The following is an 18,061-nucleotide window of genomic DNA, read 5'->3' on the forward strand; positions in this document are numbered from 1 at the left end:
GCGATCACATCTGACGGGAAACGGTGCCGGTGATAGAGCGAAGAAGGGCTAGATTTGGTCATGCCTTCCCTTCGCATATCAACAGACCCGGTGCATTAAGTTTACGGTGCCCTCGGAGTGGTTTCGATACTAACTCAGGGCTCGCGAACCTTTAAGGACCCAATGTTGCGCACCGTGATCATGGTCTCGGGAATGTTTTCCAAACCCTTTTCCCATGTGTGGATGCCCCGTTTGATGCAAGAGATTTTTTTCAACGGTTCGAACATGTGATCGGGTACGGTCATGTGTCAGGCCTCAGTTTGCGACTTTTCACATGCCGCGGGCCGGTATGGCGATGCGAAGGTCGGGTCCAAATCAATGCCGCGAGCGCGAAGCTCTTTGGGAAGGCCTGGTTTTCCTAACCTCGATCTAATCGATCATTTTGTCCTTACTGTCTCTGTGTCCTTCTCACATCATACCGAGCGTTGCAGTTTACACAGCCGCGATCGGATCTCGATAATCTTCATGCTTCGTCATCATTGCCCAGATGGTGCGCGCTGTTTTGTTGGCCAGCGCAATCGCCACCAACATGCGCGGCTTGCGCTCCAACATCTGCTCCAGCCATGAGCCTTTCGGCGGGCCATTCTTGATCGCCCATCTGACCCGGGACATGGCACCAATGATCAACAATCTACGGATATCGCGTTGCCCCATCTTCGATGTCTTGCCTAATATTTGCCTGCCGCCGGTGGATTTCTGGACAGGGACCAACCCAAGCCATGCGGCATAATCACGTCCTCTCTTGAAGCCCTCCAGTGGGGGTGAGAACGCTTTGATTGCCATGGCGCTGACTGGGCCAATGCCCGGTGCTGTCTGCAAACGGATCGTCTCCGGGTCAGATTTCGACTCCTCCTTTAGACGTCGCTCTATCGCGACAACCTTGTCCGTGATGACACTGAGCTGATCCAGATGCACACGGCTAAGTTCCATGACAATTGAAGGCAGGTCACTATCTGGGTTTTCAATCTGTTCAGCTAATTTCTTCACAAAATTTCGGCCGGGTGGAGCGATGATGCCGTATTCCATCAAATGGCCGCGCAACGCGTTAATGATCGCATTGCGTTGCCGAACGAACAAATCTCGCGTCTTAAAAACCATAGAACGGGATTGTTGTTCAGCCGATTTGACCGGCACAAACCGCATCGTTGGCCGGACGGCTGCTTCTGCAATGGCCTCGGCATCGTTCGCGTCATTCTTCTGACGCTTGACGAATGGCTTCACATAGATCGGCGGGATCAAGCGGACGTCATGGCCGAGCTTCATGATCTCACGTCCCCAGTAATGCGATGAGGCACAAGCCTCCATCGCCACCACACAGGGCGGATGTTCGCTGAGGAACTTTAAGAACTGCCCTCGAGATAATTTCTTACGGAACACGGGTTCACCCGTCGCTGTCGCGCCATGCGCTTGGAAAACTGACTTTGCCAAGTCTACGCCAATCATTGTAACTTCGTTCATGGATGCCTCCTCCGGTTTGGTGCTTTCAACATCACCACTATGGCACAGTTTGATGCCGGTTTCGGGGTGGGGCATCCACACCATCAATACCGGATGATCTCGCCATTATTCCACGTGTAGTCGCTCTAAACCACAATGGCGGGTTCATCTGAAAGAATGACGCCCTCTTGAGCAATATTCGCTTTTAGGCGTTTGGATTTCTTCGGGCTTGGTTTTGAGCTTTCATCGGCAATTTCCATCGGGCGAAACACTCCCTTTTCTTTATCGAAGCGTTGTACAAACTGGAAAGGCTCGTCTCCGACAAGCAGCCAGGACGGCACGACATTCAAGGCCGTCACGATCCTCTCAACCATGTCCAAACTGGCCGAATTCTTCGCATTCTCCAGCTTGCCCATATAGCCACGATTGACCTTCGCCATCAGCGCAAGATCTTCCTGACTGATGCCGCGTTCGCGGCGCAGTTTCTGAATGTTGAGACCCACTTGGTGACGAAGTTTCATGTGACTGAAAACGCCACAGTGGGTCACATTTAGCCACTCACTATATTATACATTCGGTGAAGGAATGAAAGAAAAGGGTATGTTTTTAAAGGGGAAAATCAAAAAGGTAAAAGAGGCGGCACTGAAAGGTTCAGTGCCGCCAGTACTTCACTCACAGGGAGGAGGTAGAGGATGAAATGCGATTTTCGCCAGGACTCGGCGACGTACGAAAGTGGGACGGGTCAAGACAACAGATTCACTGTCGATAATACAGCTTAACCCATTGCTACCATCGCAACACCAATCGCGGCGACTATTGTCGCCAGGATCATCGCGCGGCCCGGCACAGGTTCGCTCTTGAACAGAAAGGCTGCAAAATATGCACCGACAAACATCTCGAGCGACCCAATGATCGCAACCACCGCGACAGGTGCCGAAAGCAAAGCAAAGAACAGCAGGATTTGCCCAAAAGACATTCCGAGGGCAGCCATCCACTGCCAGATGCCGGACGACTTCAAAACAGAGGTTATCGCCATGCGATATCGAACACTTATGCACGCCGCGATAAAATACCACACAACACCGGTCAAAGCGCCCACAAGCGCGCCCAAGGCAGCGTCTGGCAGGTCCTCCAATGCCAATTTGCGCGCGACATAAGCGAGAGCATAACAAAGGGCTGAAACCGCTGCCAGCAAGAGGCCGAGCTGGAGATTACCCGTGGGTATTGCGGACGCTTTAGCGGAGATTTGTGGCACCCGTACCCACATTGCAACGGCGATGCTGCACAGGATCACGATCATACCCACAAGAACCATTACCGAGTAACGCTCTTGAAGCAGGACAAAAGCAAGTGCTGTGGAAAACACCGGGATCAGCCGCCTGAACAGGCTGGAGCGAATAGCACCGGATAGCGCAATAGACCGGAAATTCGTCAACCGCCCAAAAACTGTCGCTAATACACCCGCGGAGATGAAGAACCCGATGCCGATCAGAAATGAGCGCGTGTCGTCAACGGTTGTGAGGTCGATGCCGCACGCCAGCCAGATCACGCTCGACAGGGCGAGCGTAAGCATGATTGAAAGGAAGACACCGTTGTCGCCCTTCGCTTTGGAGGCACCCTTGGCGACAGCGGCACCGGCGATGCCAAAACTTACCGCCGAAAGTAGTGCATATATCTCACCCATATTGGCTGCCCTTCAATTCTTTAGCGGCCTGTCTAAGCTAGACTCGCTGAAATCGGTTGGCCATTCCGCAAGTGCAAACAAACTGCGCACCCACCTTTGACAGGTCGGTGCGCAGTTTGGCCTAGAAAACACAGCTTACTCGGCGGCTTGATCTGCCGACGGGGAAGAAACAAGTGTACGCCAATCGACTTCTTTCGGATGAACACCTTCGTGGGACGCAATTTGCCCCTGCGGGATTTCGGACTCCGTTCCGATCGCCTTGCCGCCATCTGCCACTTTCTGCGCGGCATCTGCCATCAAGCGGCGAAACTCGACAATCGCCAGGTCGGACGCGCCAAGTGTATCGGTAGAACGCTGTACCCGGCTGCCCATGGACACCCACATGATGATATCTTCGTTCGGAATACCGGGAACACCTGTGAAATGGCCCTCTTTCATCAACTCACGGTCTTGCATGAAGTCATTTTCGAGTGTCCGCTTGGTCCGCCACTTCTTGTCCACATCCTTACCTGGAACCGCGTGGTTAAACGCGCGCCATTCGGCATTCGATGGTACATTGGGGCCACCAAATGCCAGAAAGTGAAATGCGGTTTCGTCGTCATTAATTGGCACGATCACGCTGGCCACTTTGTAATTGTTGTTTGGCGGAATCAGTGAGTAGTAAGGCGCGATGAACTCGGTGATCCGGAGATAGTTGTGCGTCTTTGCATTCTTGATTGGCTTGCGGATCGCGGCGTAGTGGAAACCATAGCTCGTCGTTTCGGTCTGCATGCGCGGTGACTTGTCCGTCGAGGGACGGTACCAGGCCTTGTCATCTGCCGACGCACTTTCGACCCGGGCGGGCTTCATTGTGGACGAGTGCAAAGAGGAAGAGTGGGCAGAATCAATCTGACCTTCGTGGATTTGGGCCCAGTTTGCAGGAACACGGATCTTGAGTACCGCAACCGGTGTATCCTCCTCCGGCGCAAATGCGGGCGGTTGGAATTCTGGCATGTCGTCTTTTTCACCCAGCCATGCCCAGACAAAACCACCCCATTCACGTAACGGGTAGGCGCGCGCCTTGACCTTGTCCATCAACGGGCTGCCTTCGGGCTCCGACGACATAGCGACAATATTGCCATCAACGTCCATCTTCCAGCCGTGATACAAGCAACGAAGCCCGCATTCTTCGTTGCGTCCATATACGAGAGAAGCTTTGCGGTGCGGGCAAAGCTCATCGAGCATCCCAAGGCGACCTTTTGTATCTCTGAAAGCAACGTAAGTTTCGCCGAGTACCTCCACACGCAAAGGATTGCCGTCGGGTGTATCGACTTCTTCGACAAGGCACACCGGTGTCCAGTGTTGACGCATGAGCTGCGCCATGGGAGCATCGTTTTCAACACGTGTAAGAAGCTCGTTTTCTTCGTGAGTAAGCATAAGTTCCTCCTTAGCAAAAGTGACTACATTAGTTTGATTAATTACTTAGCTATCTAAGTTTATATGTCAAGCTGAGAACTGTAATTACAGTTGGGCAAATCCTTATTGATATAGCCAGTCGTGAAGCTGACGGTTCAGGAATGGCAATATCAGACCGGTAGTCAGGCCCGTCAGGCAAGTCGCGATGATGAACAATGAAAGGACCACAGGCGTTGAATCGAGCACGTATCTGGAGGCAAGCACCAAGCATACCAGCGGAGGATAGACCGCGAGCATGCTCACCGCCCACCTTTTCCAGAAAACAGGCATCGAGCGCATCTCTACGAGGTCTGATTCATCTCTAGCCTGTTTGCCGTTAGTGATTTTACTCTTTGCTGGCACGGCTATCTCCATTGTCTAACGAGGTCATTTTTGTTCTGGCCCATCGCGGATTGGAAAGGCAAGGCAAAGGGAGTGTGCCCTGCCGTTCTTTTGTGGTTCACGACAGATTTATGGGGTCCTGCTTGCGGAGCAACATGACATAGCGCACAGCCATTGCAATAATCACGGCAATACCTACAAACGCCAATGGTATGCTTGGCAACACTGCGGCAATGGCAGCAACCACGAGGATAATTCGCTCCACCGGACTTAGTGCTACGCCGATATAGCCCTCGATCGAAATCGCTATTGCAGCAGTAGCAAACAAACCACCGATCAAAGCCACAGTGTTCGTCGTAAAATCACCTAGCAAAAGCAACCCGGGGTTCCAGATGAACGCAAATGGCATAAGAAACCCGATGGCTGCGAGCCTAACTGCCGAAAATGCAATCTTGAAAGGATCTGTATCGGCAATTGCGGCCGCTGCCAGCGCTGCAACCGCAATCGGTGGCGTAAGTGCAGACATAATTGCGTAGTAGAGCAAGAACATGTGGCTTTGAAGAATCGGATATCCGAGCTTTGCCAGCGCGGGACCAACCAGTACTGCTGCAAGAATGTAAGCACTTGGAGTCGGCATTCCCAAACCCAAGATGATCGTCACAATGGCGGCAATTATCAACGTCAAAGCCGGCTGCCCTCCACTGACTGTCAGGATCACGTTAGCTGACTTCATACCTAATCCGGTCATCGATAAACCACCAATCACCAAACCTGCAGCGGCACATGCACCGGCCACTGGAAGAATTCGAAGCGTAGTTTCGCCAAGCCCCTCTACGATCTGCCATGGCGAAAGCCGCGTGGCTTTCAGAAGGCCAGAGGCTATGACTGCCGCCAATACTCCAACACCCGCAGTGAATGTGGGCGAATAACCTGCAACAAGGGCTGCTACTATCCCGAAGATAGGTATGAGAAATACCCAACCTGTCCCGAACGTTTCAGCAGCTGTCGGAATTTCGCCATCGGACGGTCTGAGGTCTTCCTTAACGGCCCTGAAGTGAACCTGAAGAAAAACGCCTAGGTAATAAAGCAAGGCGGGAAACAACGCAGCTAGCACAACTTCTTTGTAAGGGACTGTGGTATATTCGGCGAGAATGAATGCCGCTGATCCCATAATCGGTGGCATCGCGCTACCGCCTGTAGATGCCGCAACTTCTACCGCGCCTGCAAAACGAGCACTGTAACCAAGGCGTTTCATTACGGGAATGGTAATCGAACCGGTCGCGACCACGTCCGAAGTCGGACTTCCCGACATTGTTCCGTAAAGGCCCGAAGAAAGAACCGCAATCTTTGCTGGACCACCCCTCGATTTTCCGGTGACCAATGACGCGAGGTTAAAGAAAAACTCTCCGCCGCCTGATTTCGACAAAAACGTACCGAACATTACGAACAAAAAGACATAGCTGGCCACAACCTGAATCGGAACGCCGAAAACTCCGTCTGTAGTAAACACCAGAATATCAAGAAGATAAGTATATTCAGATATGCCGTGTCCGAATGGTGGCGGAAGGTAAGATCCGAACTGGTTGTATAGCAAGAACAGGACGACAACGCCCGTCAAACCCAGACCTGTGGTTCTGCGCGTCACTTCCAGCGTCAGGAATAACAAAGCACTTCCGAAGAAAAGCTGTGCCGGCGTGAACGGATTGAGCAAGCTAATGCGGTCCGAAATTGCCCCGGCATTTAAGAAGAAAAAGATACCGCACGAGATACTGAGTAGCGTGAAAATCCAATCATAGAAGGGCACTTTGTTCGGCGCGTTAGGTGTTGCACCGATCGCGACAAACAAGATTGTGTAAATTCCGCTGACAAAAAGAATGCCCAGAATAAGAGGGTCGGAAATTGTGAACAAATTCGCGTATACGACCCAACCTGCAAAGATTGCGGAAGCAATAATCAGGGTGCGCTGCGAACCAGCCGCAAGCGTACGCCTGCGGCCGGTGGCTACAAGAGAACCTATCACTTGATCAAACCTGCTTCTTTATAGACTGCAGCTGCAGCTGGGTGGAATTCAAGAACGCTCGGCTTTGCAAGAAGTTCTGGTGACAGCGCTTTCATGGCTCCGTGTACGGCGCGAATTTCATCCATGTGGTTAAGCAGCGAGCTTGCCAGAGAACCTGCGGTTGCGTCGTCCATTGCATCTGTGGTGACCAGAAGTGCTCCGAGGGTAACAGTTTCAAGATCGCCAGCTTGATTAGGATAGCTGCCAGCAGGAATGACCATTGTACCTGTCCCGAATGCTTCATTCGTCGCGGCGATAACCTCCGCAGGAACCGCCAGCAAAACAACATCACTGTTTTCGTTCACAGCTCTGAAGGAAGAGTGGTTAATGAAAATTCCGTTTGTGATCATATCCAGGCGCCCGTCCTGAATCAAATCGGCCTGCTCGTTCGCTCCGGCGCGAACAAATTGTCCGCCTGCGTTGCTAAGTGACTCCTCGGTTACACCAACCAATTCTAGCATATGCAGGGCTATGTTTGATGTAATGTTGCCGGACCGGTTGATCCCGATCCGCACCGCTCCCCCGCTGGTCGCGATATCGTCAATACTGTCAATGTTGTATTTTTCAGCAACCGAGCGCTCGAGGAAGAAATGCATTGGTGCCCAGTTGTACATGTAGCCAATGGCGCGCATGTTCTCAACGGGTGCTTGGAACGGCTCACCGCCGTCCAGTGCGATTTTTGCTTCTGCGTCATGTACCAAACCAAGGTCCGAACGGTTGGTGCCAAGCAGACCGATGTTCGCAAAACCACCACCAGTCGCCTGATATGTCACGACAGAAGATGAATCATCAACTTTGGTCGCGCGGTCAATACCAGCGCCGAGAAGCGACCATAGCCCGCCGGGGTTACCACCGGACAAAGTAAGATTCACAGGTTCCGCGACGGCGAAAGTCGTTGTTGCAGCGATGCAAATAGCAGCCGCCAGTGCAGTCAGTCTCATTAGGTCTTCCTCCCAGTTTGCTTTGCGGCAAAAACCGTCAAAACGTTTTTTCAGCGGTCGGCGGACCGACTACATACTTAGACGTCTATGATTTAATCAAATCGCGCCGCTGTCAACTACTTAGATATCTTATTTTCTAACAAAAATCGAAAATATCGACTGCACACAGAATTTTTCTGGGGATTCAGATCAAAGGCCGTTGCGCGAACGCGTAGAGGGAATCTTTAGGCCTCGGGAAGCGCCAACCTTTTCATCATGTTCAAGGTTTCGAATCATTTTGCTCAATGCACGGCGCAGGATCGTAACCTCATCATCCTTGAGCCCTGCAATGGCAGATTCGTTGGTTTCAACAGCCATTGGCTCTAAACGATCGCGCAAATCCCAGCCCTTCTCCGTCAGAAAGGCATGTTGGCGTCTCTTGTTGCTGCCAACGTTCCGGCGAACAATAAAGCCAAGCTCTTCCATGCGACGCAATGCGGAATGCGCGGTTGGCTCGGTCAAGTGTGCCTTGTCGCTCAGTTCACGCTGTGAAAGGCCATCGTGGCTCCACAATATTCGTAAAAATATCCACTGGCCGAACGTCACGCCCTCGGTGTTTAACCGCATCTGTAAAGACCGGTTGAAAGCGCGCGCAGCAAGTCGAACCAACCGCGCAATTCGCTCTTCCGACTGTCCGGCCGAATGCGGAATGCTACCTTCAGGGGGTAATTCTGTCACTTGTGCATCTCCGGGTTCGCGATTTTTGCCTGCGACCCAACGTTGCATGCATTCTATGTTATTCGCGATGAATACGCCAAACGGGAGAATTACTCAAATCAGTTGTTGGTCATCCCGTCGGTCATGTCGTCGCTATAGCCAGGCGTCACTCTTGCATCGACAACAACGGTTTTCCCTTCTTGCGCGGCACGGATCGCCTCTGCGAGTGTTGTGTTTAGCTCCCCGATCGTCTTCACCGGCCCGAAGGCCTTGGCTCCCTGCGCTGCTGCAATCGCGGCGATATCGATGTCCGGCTCGCCGATTGCCTGCCCGACATGTTTGTTTTCTACGGGCCGGCTCCGATCAATTGCGACGCGCTCCTGATGCACCTCATCATTGAAATAAGACCGGTTGTTCGCGACGACTATGAGCAACGGAACTTTGTGATGTGCTGCCGTCCAGATTGCGGTTGCCCCCATCATGAAATCGCCATCCCCCAAGACAGCGACCGGCAGGCGATCGGAATCTTTAAACGCGAGGGCGGATCCAACAGCCATTCCAGGCCCTGAACCGATGCCTGCGCCGCCATCATATCCGAGATAATCCAGAGGGCCGCGGAAATCACATTTCGAGCCGTTCCAGCTCAGTGTGAGGCGTAAAAAGCTCGCGGTTTCCTCGCTCAACGCGTCGGCCAAAACATCAGAAAGAGAGTCGATGGATATCTGAGCATCCGGATGATGATCGGGACGCGCCGGTGCCTCGATTGCCATTTTCCCAACAGCCATATCTGAAAGCCCCGCTGCCAGACAGATTGCACGGATCGCTTCGTCGGGGTCCGCCAACATGGTAAGGTCCGAAGGTGAGAGCGACTGGTGGTCCAGCGACCAGCCATTGGTCAGCAGGGAATCGAGCGAGATATTTACAACTTTAGTGCGCTCAAGGTCGACATCGGCCTGTTGCAATGTTCCACCAAGATCAACCCAATCGAAGCTGACAACCAGATCGGCTTGACCGATACGCTGCGCAGCATCCTGCGACACAAAGTAGCCCGGTGCACCAAAATGCAGTGGATGGCATGTTGGAAATGCTGCGGCGGTCTTGATATCAGTGACAACACGGGCCCCGAAATGCTCCGCGAGCGCGACGCGCCGGTTCCAATCTGCCTGATCGCGCGACACCCGCCCCATCAAGAAGACCGGTTTTTCTGATGTTTCCAGCAAATCTAAAACCGAACGTGCATCGGATTCCGAGAATTGCGCCATTCGGGGTGCGGCATGGCGCTCTGGTGACGGAAACGCCGGCATTTCGTCGATTGGCTCTTCTTGTACGGATACGTCAAAACAGACATAGGTTGGCGCCTTGGGTGCCGTCTGTGTGATAATCGAAGACCGCAACATCGAAGATAATGACGCCTCCAGCGAAGCGGGCTGGTCATCCCATTTCACATAAGGGCGGATGATCGCAGCCTGATCGCGCGACGTATGTATCCAGTCAATCCAAGGCCTGCGCTTGGCGGCATCCACCGGACCTGTAGCGCCGAAAATCAGCATCGGCACGCGGTCGCACCATGCATTATATACGGCCATGGAAGCGTGCATTACACCGACGTTCGCATGTAGGATTACGGCCAATGGTGTGCCTGTAACTTTGGCCCAACCATGCGCGATGGCAACCGCGTGTTCTTCGTGCAGGCATAACAGCATCTGCGGATCGCGATTGCCCAGGTAGTTGACGAGGCTGTCATGTAGTCCTCGAAAGCTCGAGCCAGGATTGAGCGCCACATAGGGCGTGTCGAGCTTGCGCAGCATCTCAGCAATGGCATCGCTGCCGAAAAGCTCTGTGATTTCGCTGGGAATTGGGCGGTCTAGATCATCGTTCATTGCTGTCTCCAACTATCCTGCCTATTGGCCGGACAGGTTGATGTGAATGTTCTTTTCGTGGGTAAAGGAAAGCAGTTCGCCAATACCTTCTTCCCGGCCAATGCCGGATTGTTTTACGCCGCCAAACGGCGCACCGAGGAAGTGTTTGCCAACCTCGTTGATCCAGACGAACCCGGCCTCAACGCGATTTGCCGCGCGATGCGCTTTCGCCAGATCGCGGCTCCAGATCGCACAGGTCAGGCCGACATCAAGGCCGTTGACCTCTTCAAGCATCTCGGTCTCGTCACTCCACCGGCGAACGGCGAGCACAGGGCCAAAAATTTCTTCCCGCGCGATCCGCATTTGTGGCGTTACGTCGGCAAAAATCGTGGGCGCTATGAAACACCCGTCTGCCAGCGCGCCATCGGTCACTGCATGCCCTCCGGTCACGGCGTGCGCCCCTTCGGATTTGGCACTTTCAATAAATTCCATCACACGATTAAAATGCGTTTGGGATACCAGTGCCCCCATCGTCGTCGCGGGATCTGTTGGAATGCCGGGTTGGTAACGCGCTATTTTCGCGGGCAATTGCGAAACGACAGCATCATGTAGTTCATCATGCAGGAACGCGCGGCTGGTCGATCCACAGGATTGCCCGCACCAGCCGAAATTCATACCAGCGACAATCGCATCGGCAATCTTGCTTGGGTCACTGTCGGGATAGGCGATCAACGCGTTTTTTCCGCCAAGTTCCAACAGGACCGGTTTAAGTGTGTCTGATGCACTACGCATTACAGCCTGCCCTGCGGCCACTGACCCGATCAAGGTGACTTTTGCCACGCCCGGATGTTCGGCCAGCGCTGCACCCGCCTCCGTGCCACCGGGCAGTACGCTGAATACCCCCTCCGGAAACAAACCATCGACCAGCTCTGCCAGTCTCAACGCCGAAAGCGGTGCCTGCACAGGAGGCTTAATAATCACCGCGTTACCTGCGGCCAGCGGCGCTGCCATCTTTCCCCCGCAGAACATGAACGGGTGGTTAAAAGCGAGGATCCGCGCGACGACGCCCAACGGTTCACGGGTTGTCATATTCACACGATCGGGACCCATCGGGATCGTGTCACCTTTCATTTCAGTCACCAGACCCGCAAAGAAATCCATTTGCGCCGCAGCAATCGCGGCATCCCCCCGCATCTCGGTATAGGGGTTTCCGCAGTTGGCCGCATCGATCATGGCAAGTTCGTCACCGTGAAGTCGTAGTAGCGTGGCAACTTCTTTAAGGATACGGGCGCGTTCAAGCGGGACAACGTCGCGCCATTCCAAAAAGCCCTTCTGGGCCCTTTTAACAACGGCATCCGCATCCTGTGCACTGGCCTCTGCAACCGATGCCAGAACTTTCCCTGTTGCCGGATTCAAGGTGTCGACATAGCTGCCCGCGATAGGGGCCTGCCATGTGCCACCAGCATAAATATCAGTGCGACGTGGCAACACCTTGTCCAATTCCGGTTGTGTCATTGCACACACCCTCCCAGTTTTAAGCGATTTTCAAATGGTCTGCTCTACAGGGACAAACCATGCGGATGGTTTCAGGCCGCGATGAGCTCGAGGAAGCGCTTCCCCGTCATGACCTCGCGCAATGGCAGGGCGTCTTGTGCTTCTGTCAATTCGACATCATAGCTCAAACCTCGCCCATCCCACAGCCACCAATAGATAATTTCGCCCTTCTTATCCCGTATCGGCATGCGAAAGGTCGGAAAATCTCGGTGAGCAGCCGGAACTTCGAAATTCCCGACGATCTCGAAAGAAGCGCCCGCGCGCTTCAAGGCCGTACCGAGCGGGATCATCGCTATGAACTGCGTCTCTCCCGCTACCAGCGCGCCAATGTCAGATGGTCTTTCGTCAAGAAGGCCATCCAAGACGCGTACAACAGGGGGATAACTCGAATGGTAGTGCGTGATCTGGGCATAGGCCTTCCTCTGGCCGACCTCGATCTCGACCACTTCTCCTGGGGTCAAATCGGTCATATCACTTCCTTACAGACTATATGCTTCGTAGGTTGACGGGTGGAACAGATCCTCGACCGAAACACGCTGGGGCGATAAGCCCTGATCGTGGTGGTACTGCAGAAACTTATCCAGCACATGGGTGTTAGGGGCCACGCCGTAAGACCAAGGATCGGGACCCATAAGCGCGCGCGCGCGGTTCAACGTGTCCTCCACAAAGGGCATTGTCACTTTGGTAGCCGAAGTATCATTCAACGCCTCCTGCGCAGCGGCCTTTGACTGTGTGAAGCCTTTTACCAATGCGCCCGGCAACCAAGGATGTTCTTCAGCCAAACTACGCCGCACTCCTAGAACGTGCATAATAGGAAAGATCTGAGTTTCACGGAAATAGCCCTCTGCCGCTCCGATACTGTCAGAGAAGAGCCGCCCCACATGCGGATGACCCTCTGAAAAACAGCGCGGCCAGCGCGGTCCGATGAAACCGTCGATTTCCCCGTCTGCTAACATCTGGTTAAGTGTCGAGCCTTCGGGGGCAAGCGTTACGCGAACGTCATCGGGCAAATCGACTTTGATCTTTTCGGGGCGACCCGGAGTGTCCATCCCACCACGAACCCACTCTATATCGGAAGGCTTCACCCCGAAGTGTTCTTCGAGAATGCCGCGCACCCAGACATTTGCGGAAAGCTGGTATTCCGCGATTCCGATCTTGCGCCCTTTCAAGTCCTCGGGACGGTCAATTCCTCGGTCGGTCCGGATGTAGACGGACGTATGGCGGAATGCACGGCTCAGAAACACAGGGACCGCGACATAGTGCGGATCACCGCGCGCTACCGATATTGAATAGGATGACAGTGACAACTCGGAGATGTCGAACGCCTGATGCCGGAAAGCACGGAAGAACATTTCTTCGGGCGAAAGAAGCATCGGCACCGGATCGACGCCATCAATCTTGACTGTGCCGTCCACAATGGCGCGTGTTCTGTCATAGTTGCCCATTGCGAGGGAAAGGGAAAGGTTGGTCAAAGTGTTTCCTCCTGAAATTCAACGCCACATTGCCTTGTGAGCGGTATTTTTTCGCCTGTTTCGGCCGAGTCTAGGATCGCATGACAAACTTCCAGACTCGCCCTGCCCCACGCTGCGGTTTGTGGCGGCGCAATATTTTTCCTGACAGCGGCCTCAAGGGCATCGATCACGGTTTTACGTGGCGCGGCGTTAAGCGGTACTTCGATGTGCTGCCGCTCTGTGTCGCCAAAAATGTCGATACCGCCCGGGCGCAATCTCAGATCGGCACGGTCACTTAGAATAAGGATCGGCCCAAAATGTTCGTTATTCTGAGCTATTGGCGGCACGGTACCCGCTCCATATGTGCGGGTGGCCTTCAGCTTTGTCTCTGCCGCTGAGTCGAGTGTCTGCAGCGCACGGCGCGCTTCGCCATAATTCGCGGGATCTTTCATGCCTCCAAGTTCGGCCACATTGTCCATCCAGATATCGCTGTCAAAGTGCGCGTAACCCGAATAGGTCACTGACGCAAAGCTGCCGGCTTCGAAATCCAGCAAGGCAGAATACGCGCCCTCTGTCGGTCGCTCCGGATCCCATACACCGGTCATTGCCGTCACACTCTTCGCGCGGCCACCGCAAAGCAGCCGAACGATATCAATCTGATGAACGCCTTGGCTGAACAGAACCCCGCCGCCTTCTTCGGTCCGCAGCTCTTCGGGGCGGCGCGGTCGATAGAGAAAGTCGGTATAATTGAACGCCTGCACCATCCGAACTGCACCGAATTCACCGCTCTCGATTATCTGCCGCGCATGGAGAACTGACGGATCAAAGCTGTGACTGGGCCCGACGATAAGATGAACACCCGCGGATCTCGCGGCCTCCACCATCATGTCCGCATCTTCCATCGTAACAGAGAGCGGCTTGTCGACCAGAATATGCTTGCCTGCCGCAGCAAAGATAGCAACGTGCTCGGCGTGCATCTGATGCGGGGTCGCAATATACACGGCTTCAACCTCAGGGTCTTCGGCCATCTCTTCCACACAGCTATAGCCGCGTCCACCGAACTCTGCCTCAAATGCGGCACGGCTCTCGGCACGTGGAGCGGCGGCCGCGACCAACTTGACACGGGGATCGTTTTGGAAGGTTCGAAGCATCAGCACGAAGGCCCGCCCAAGCCCGGCAACACCGAGGCGAATAGGTTCAGAGGTCAAGAACAAGATCCCCTTCTTCGGCTCGTGAAACGCAGATCATCACATAACTGTCTTTTTCTTCCTCCATCAGCACCATGTCCCGGTGATCGACCTTCCCAGAGACGAGCCGGGTCTTGCAAGTACCGCAGGTGCCGCTTTCGCAAGAACTCACGGTCGGCACACCACTTTCCCTCAGGGCTTCCAGTATGGATCGATCTGCAGGGACCTCGATCGTTATGCCGGATTTCTCGAGCTTGACCTCGAATGGTTTGTCATCAGCGCGCACAACTTCGACAGGCTTGAAATCCTCAAAGATCACGCGACCTTCGGGCCAGTGTCCGGAAATGGCTTCGATCTCGTCAATCAGTGGTTGCGGTCCGCAGCAATAGACTTTCATGTCCTTGGGTTCTTCAAAGTGATCCCAGAAATCAAAAACCGCTTCGGGATCGCCGCCATCGTGGTGCAGTGTCAGCCGGTCGCCGAGCGTGGATTTCATCTCTTCAAGAAACGCTGTGTCGGCCTCGCCCCTTGTGCAATAAATTACCTCAAAAGGCTTAAACTCGCGCAATAGTTGCTGAGACATAGCGTAAATTGGCGTGACACCAATACCACCCGCGATGAGAAGGTAGTTCTTGGCATCGGTCAGCTCAAAGGTATTTTCCGGGACCTCAACTTGTAGCTCGGTCCCCTCTTGCGCATCGTCATGCATAGACATCGATCCGCCGCGACCGTGAATTTCGCGCTTCAGAGCAATCTTGTATACTTCGGGGTTCGTCCCGTCATTGACGAGCGAGTATCGCCGCATTGCTCCCGAAGGCGTTTCGACGGTGATATGCGCTCCAGCAGTGAAGGATTGAAGTTTGCTTCCGTCAGCGGGTGCCAGAGTAAATTCACAAATGTGCTCGGTCAGTTGGCGCCTTTCGGCAACAGTCATCTTCAGGGCATCCATATTCCCGTCCTCTTTTCTAGGTCGCCAATTTTGATAGGCTTTGATCCATTCACAGAACAAATAATTAGATAACTAAGTTGTTGTCAAGATTAGACATGAACAGAATTGCACGGCGGCACAGGTTGAATAAATTTAAGAACAATTGCAGGTGCTTACGCAATCGAAAGGCCCCATTCCTTTTGTTCTTGCCGGTACGAATGTTGGATATTGACGCCACCACCCGTGTGGAGTCGTAGGTGAGGTGACGAGATCTCGCCCGTTAGACCAAGGCGTTAGCGTCTGGCCGCTTGTTCTGGAATGATCGAAGCATGAACCCGTTTCAGCGTCGTTGATACAACAATCAAATTAGCTGACCAGCATGATGACCTATAATTATTGTACATTGCTACACGCCGACGTCACAAAGGCTTAGCTTTGGGCGCGCACCTCTTCAACCAGATCAAGCAGCCGTGAGCAGACCATCTCTGCCTTGTCCGTGATACGGGAGGTTGGGCCGTGCACACCGACACCAAGGAGGCGGCGATGCCCTTCCGGAACAGGGATCAGGGCTGAGACCATAGAGGCGTTTCAGTGGGCCGTACCCATGAGCAGATCCTTTGCATGCAAAACGGAGACTTCACGTTCGCGATGTTCTTTGATTGTAGCTAGGCGCCAGACCCATTAATCGGCTTGAGCCTGTCAAGCCTGCGTGATTCAACCTCACCAAATTGAGGGGGGGATTATGAGCAATCTTTATTGGCTGAGCGAAGATCAAATGGCGCGGCTCCGGCCGTATTTTCCGAAGAGCCATGGCGTGCCACGCGTTGATGATCGTCGCGTCCTCAGTGGTATTATCTTCGTCAATCGCAATGGCTTGCGGTGGTCTGATGCGCCGAAAGAGTATGGTCCTCCCAAGACGTTTTACAACCGCTGGAAACGGTGGAGCGATATGGGTGTGTTCGCGAGGATCATGACCGGACTGGCTGCGGAGGCACCCGAGAATAAAACGATCTCCATTGACGCAACTTATCTCAAAGCGCACCGCACAGCCTCAAGCCTGCGGTTGAAAAAAGGGGGCGTGGACGCCTGATCAGGCGAACGCAAGGCGGTATGAACACGAAGCTGCATGCCGTCACCGACACCATTGGGCGGCCAATCCGGTTCTTCATGACCGCAGGCCAGGTTAGTGATTACACTGGGGCCAGAGCTTTGGTGGAAAGCCTGCCAGCCGCTGATTGGTTATTGGGAGACCGAGGTTATGACGCAGATTGGTTCCGTGAAGCCCTTGTAGGCAAAGGAATGAACCGCCCCTTGTTTGCCGGAGAACGTTTGGCTGCTTTTTCATTTGGGTTCAAGGTTGCATGGAACATTTCCTCTGCTTCATGCGGCGTGACATATCCGATGGCGCTGTGCAGGCGCTTGGTGTTGTACCAATCGACCCATTTCAGCGTTTCCCGGCTTTGTTGATGGCGTGGATGCCCCCACCTACCGGCATAGAGCTTGCAAAGCGCGTGTGTCAACTTCACGGGGCTTGCGCAAACGGAGCCGTTATTTTTGAACCTCTTCAATTAGGGGGCGGAGCAACAGGTGCATGGCTCAGTGCGGTTTGTGAATTGCTCGTGCAAAAAAAAGGAATTTACGGAGTTGATGAACAATTTCTACAGAATCCGCCTTAGCCCCGCTTGAACCATCAGAAGCTTCGGAAGAATTGTTTCAATCAATCCTTCTGCGGGTTCTGGAATTGCGGCCATTCCTGTGTTCAATGCCGCGACAACATTGCTCCGCTGGTCAAAAATAGGCACGGCGATCGAGCGCAAACCAATCTCGACTTCTTGGTCGATGATAGCATAGTGTTGTTGCCGGCTTAAATCCACGCACGCCATAACGTCGACGGGGTATGTTATGCTGTGAACGGTTCGTGGCGTCAGGTCCGAAGCTTCAACAATTGCCTCTGCTTCTTGGCGCGGCAAAGCTGCCAAAAGCACCCGCCCCATTGATGTGCAATGGGCAGGAAGGCGCGAGCCCGGCATAAGCCCGATGGACATCACCCGCTTTTGCGCGGCGCGTGCAAGATAGACAATTTCGGTGCCGTCTAGAATCGAAACCGAGCAGCTTTCGCCGATCTGCTCGGTGAGTTGATCCAGCCATGGCTGTACCAGTTGTGGCAAGGGCAGCGATGCAATAGCGCTCAATCCTAATCGAAGAGCGCGTGGTGTCAGCGTAAAAAATTTGCCATCGTAGTCGGCATAACCTTCGGAATGCAAAGTAAGGAGGCAACGCCGTGCCGTAGCACGATCCAAACCAGTTTGTTTGGATACATCTGTAATCGAAAGCTTGGGCGTTTCTGCACCGAAGCATTCAAGAACATGCAGCCCTTTGGCCAATGAAGAGATTATATCAGGGGATTTGTTCGCCACGCGGATCACTATGTTCGCATAACGAATAAAGAT

At 53.6% G+C, this 18,061-nt stretch carries 18 protein-coding genes and 1 pseudogene; 1 reads left to right on the forward strand and 18 read right to left on the reverse strand.

The features are described from left to right. Positions 1 to 134: 134 nt before the first annotated feature. The 16 genes from BLQ98_RS18255 to BLQ98_RS18265 all read right to left on the reverse strand — a co-directional run bounded on the left by BLQ98_RS18255 (position 135) and on the right by BLQ98_RS18265 (position 16,190). A complete protein-coding gene (locus BLQ98_RS18255; protein WP_167354529.1) occupies positions 135 to 284 on the reverse strand; it encodes a hypothetical protein in 150 nt (49 codons plus the stop codon). Positions 285 to 471: 187 nt separating this feature from the next. Continuing rightward, the gene (locus tag BLQ98_RS09475; protein WP_093733195.1) at positions 472 to 1,497 is read right to left on the reverse strand and encodes an IS110 family RNA-guided transposase; all 1,026 of its coding nucleotides are present in this window, start codon (positions 1,495 to 1,497) and stop codon (positions 472 to 474) included. A 125-nt stretch (positions 1,498 to 1,622) separates the two neighbouring features. Then, positions 1,623 to 1,997 (reverse strand): helix-turn-helix domain-containing protein, encoded by a 375-nt coding sequence (locus tag BLQ98_RS09480; RefSeq protein WP_093733108.1) that lies wholly within the window; start codon positions 1,995 to 1,997, stop codon positions 1,623 to 1,625. Positions 1,998 to 2,251: 254 nt separating this feature from the next. Further along, the gene (locus BLQ98_RS09485) at positions 2,252 to 3,160 is read right to left on the reverse strand and encodes an EamA family transporter (protein WP_093733109.1); all 909 of its coding nucleotides are present in this window, start codon (positions 3,158 to 3,160) and stop codon (positions 2,252 to 2,254) included. A 135-nt stretch (positions 3,161 to 3,295) separates the two neighbouring features. After that, complete coding sequence (locus BLQ98_RS09490) at positions 3,296 to 4,576, reverse strand: Rieske 2Fe-2S domain-containing protein (protein ID WP_093733110.1); 1,281 nt, start codon at positions 4,574 to 4,576, stop codon at positions 3,296 to 3,298. A gap of 102 nt (positions 4,577 to 4,678) precedes the next feature. Further along, the gene (locus BLQ98_RS18260; protein WP_093733111.1) at positions 4,679 to 4,969 is read right to left on the reverse strand and encodes a putative antibiotic biosynthesis monooxygenase; all 291 of its coding nucleotides are present in this window, start codon (positions 4,967 to 4,969) and stop codon (positions 4,679 to 4,681) included. An 85-nt stretch (positions 4,970 to 5,054) separates the two neighbouring features. Beyond that, positions 5,055 to 6,956 (reverse strand): TRAP transporter permease, encoded by a 1,902-nt coding sequence (locus BLQ98_RS09500; RefSeq protein ID WP_093733112.1) that lies wholly within the window; start codon positions 6,954 to 6,956, stop codon positions 5,055 to 5,057. After that, the gene (locus BLQ98_RS09505) at positions 6,953 to 7,936 is read right to left on the reverse strand and encodes a TAXI family TRAP transporter solute-binding subunit (RefSeq protein WP_093733113.1); all 984 of its coding nucleotides are present in this window, start codon (positions 7,934 to 7,936) and stop codon (positions 6,953 to 6,955) included. The genes BLQ98_RS09500 and BLQ98_RS09505 overlap by 4 nt, the downstream gene beginning before the upstream one ends. Before the next feature lie 189 nt (positions 7,937 to 8,125). Further along, positions 8,126 to 8,701 carry a MarR family winged helix-turn-helix transcriptional regulator gene (locus BLQ98_RS09510; RefSeq protein ID WP_244148407.1) on the reverse strand — a complete coding sequence of 192 codons (576 nt, stop codon included), beginning with the start codon at positions 8,699 to 8,701 and terminating at the stop codon, positions 8,126 to 8,128. 50 nt (positions 8,702 to 8,751) lie between these two features. Next, the gene (locus BLQ98_RS09515) at positions 8,752 to 10,512 is read right to left on the reverse strand and encodes a thiamine pyrophosphate-binding protein (protein WP_093733114.1); all 1,761 of its coding nucleotides are present in this window, start codon (positions 10,510 to 10,512) and stop codon (positions 8,752 to 8,754) included. 21 nt (positions 10,513 to 10,533) lie between these two features. Then, the gene (locus tag BLQ98_RS09520) at positions 10,534 to 12,006 is read right to left on the reverse strand and encodes an aldehyde dehydrogenase family protein (protein ID WP_093733115.1); all 1,473 of its coding nucleotides are present in this window, start codon (positions 12,004 to 12,006) and stop codon (positions 10,534 to 10,536) included. 71 nt (positions 12,007 to 12,077) lie between these two features. Next, a complete protein-coding gene (locus BLQ98_RS09525; protein WP_093733116.1) occupies positions 12,078 to 12,515 on the reverse strand; it encodes a hypothetical protein in 438 nt (145 codons plus the stop codon). A gap of 9 nt (positions 12,516 to 12,524) precedes the next feature. Continuing rightward, a complete protein-coding gene (locus tag BLQ98_RS09530; protein ID WP_244148408.1) occupies positions 12,525 to 13,517 on the reverse strand; it encodes an ABC transporter substrate-binding protein in 993 nt (330 codons plus the stop codon). Continuing rightward, on the reverse strand, positions 13,514 to 14,704 hold the full coding sequence (locus BLQ98_RS09535) for a Gfo/Idh/MocA family protein (protein WP_093733117.1): 1,191 nt from the start codon (positions 14,702 to 14,704) through the stop codon (positions 13,514 to 13,516). Before BLQ98_RS09535 ends, BLQ98_RS09530 begins: the two co-directional genes overlap by 4 nt. Beyond that, a complete protein-coding gene (locus BLQ98_RS09540; protein ID WP_093733118.1) occupies positions 14,694 to 15,632 on the reverse strand; it encodes a PDR/VanB family oxidoreductase in 939 nt (312 codons plus the stop codon). Before BLQ98_RS09540 ends, BLQ98_RS09535 begins: the two co-directional genes overlap by 11 nt. Positions 15,633 to 16,040: 408 nt before the next feature. Beyond that, positions 16,041 to 16,190: a hypothetical protein gene (locus BLQ98_RS18265; RefSeq protein WP_167354530.1), complete on the reverse strand. Its 150-nt coding sequence runs from the start codon at positions 16,188 to 16,190 to the stop codon at positions 16,041 to 16,043. A gap of 163 nt (positions 16,191 to 16,353) precedes the next feature. On the opposite strand from BLQ98_RS18265, the pseudogene BLQ98_RS09545 reads away from it, so the two are divergent. Next, a pseudogene (locus BLQ98_RS09545) lies at positions 16,354 to 16,913 on the forward strand (IS5 family transposase); the annotation flags it as partial. Here BLQ98_RS09545 and BLQ98_RS18660 read toward each other — a convergent pair. Beyond that, on the reverse strand, positions 16,868 to 17,137 hold the full coding sequence (locus BLQ98_RS18660) for an integrase core domain-containing protein (protein WP_167354531.1): 270 nt from the start codon (positions 17,135 to 17,137) through the stop codon (positions 16,868 to 16,870). The pseudogene BLQ98_RS09545 and the gene BLQ98_RS18660 overlap by 46 nt on opposite strands. Positions 17,138 to 17,269: 132 nt before the next feature. Beyond that, the gene (locus BLQ98_RS09555) at positions 17,270 to 18,028 is read right to left on the reverse strand and encodes an IclR family transcriptional regulator domain-containing protein (RefSeq protein WP_093733199.1); all 759 of its coding nucleotides are present in this window, start codon (positions 18,026 to 18,028) and stop codon (positions 17,270 to 17,272) included. Between the last annotated feature and the right edge of the window lie 33 nt (positions 18,029 to 18,061).

The sequence above is a fragment of the Sulfitobacter litoralis genome (assembly GCF_900103185.1).
GTDB lineage: Bacteria > Pseudomonadota > Alphaproteobacteria > Rhodobacterales > Rhodobacteraceae > Sulfitobacter > Sulfitobacter litoralis.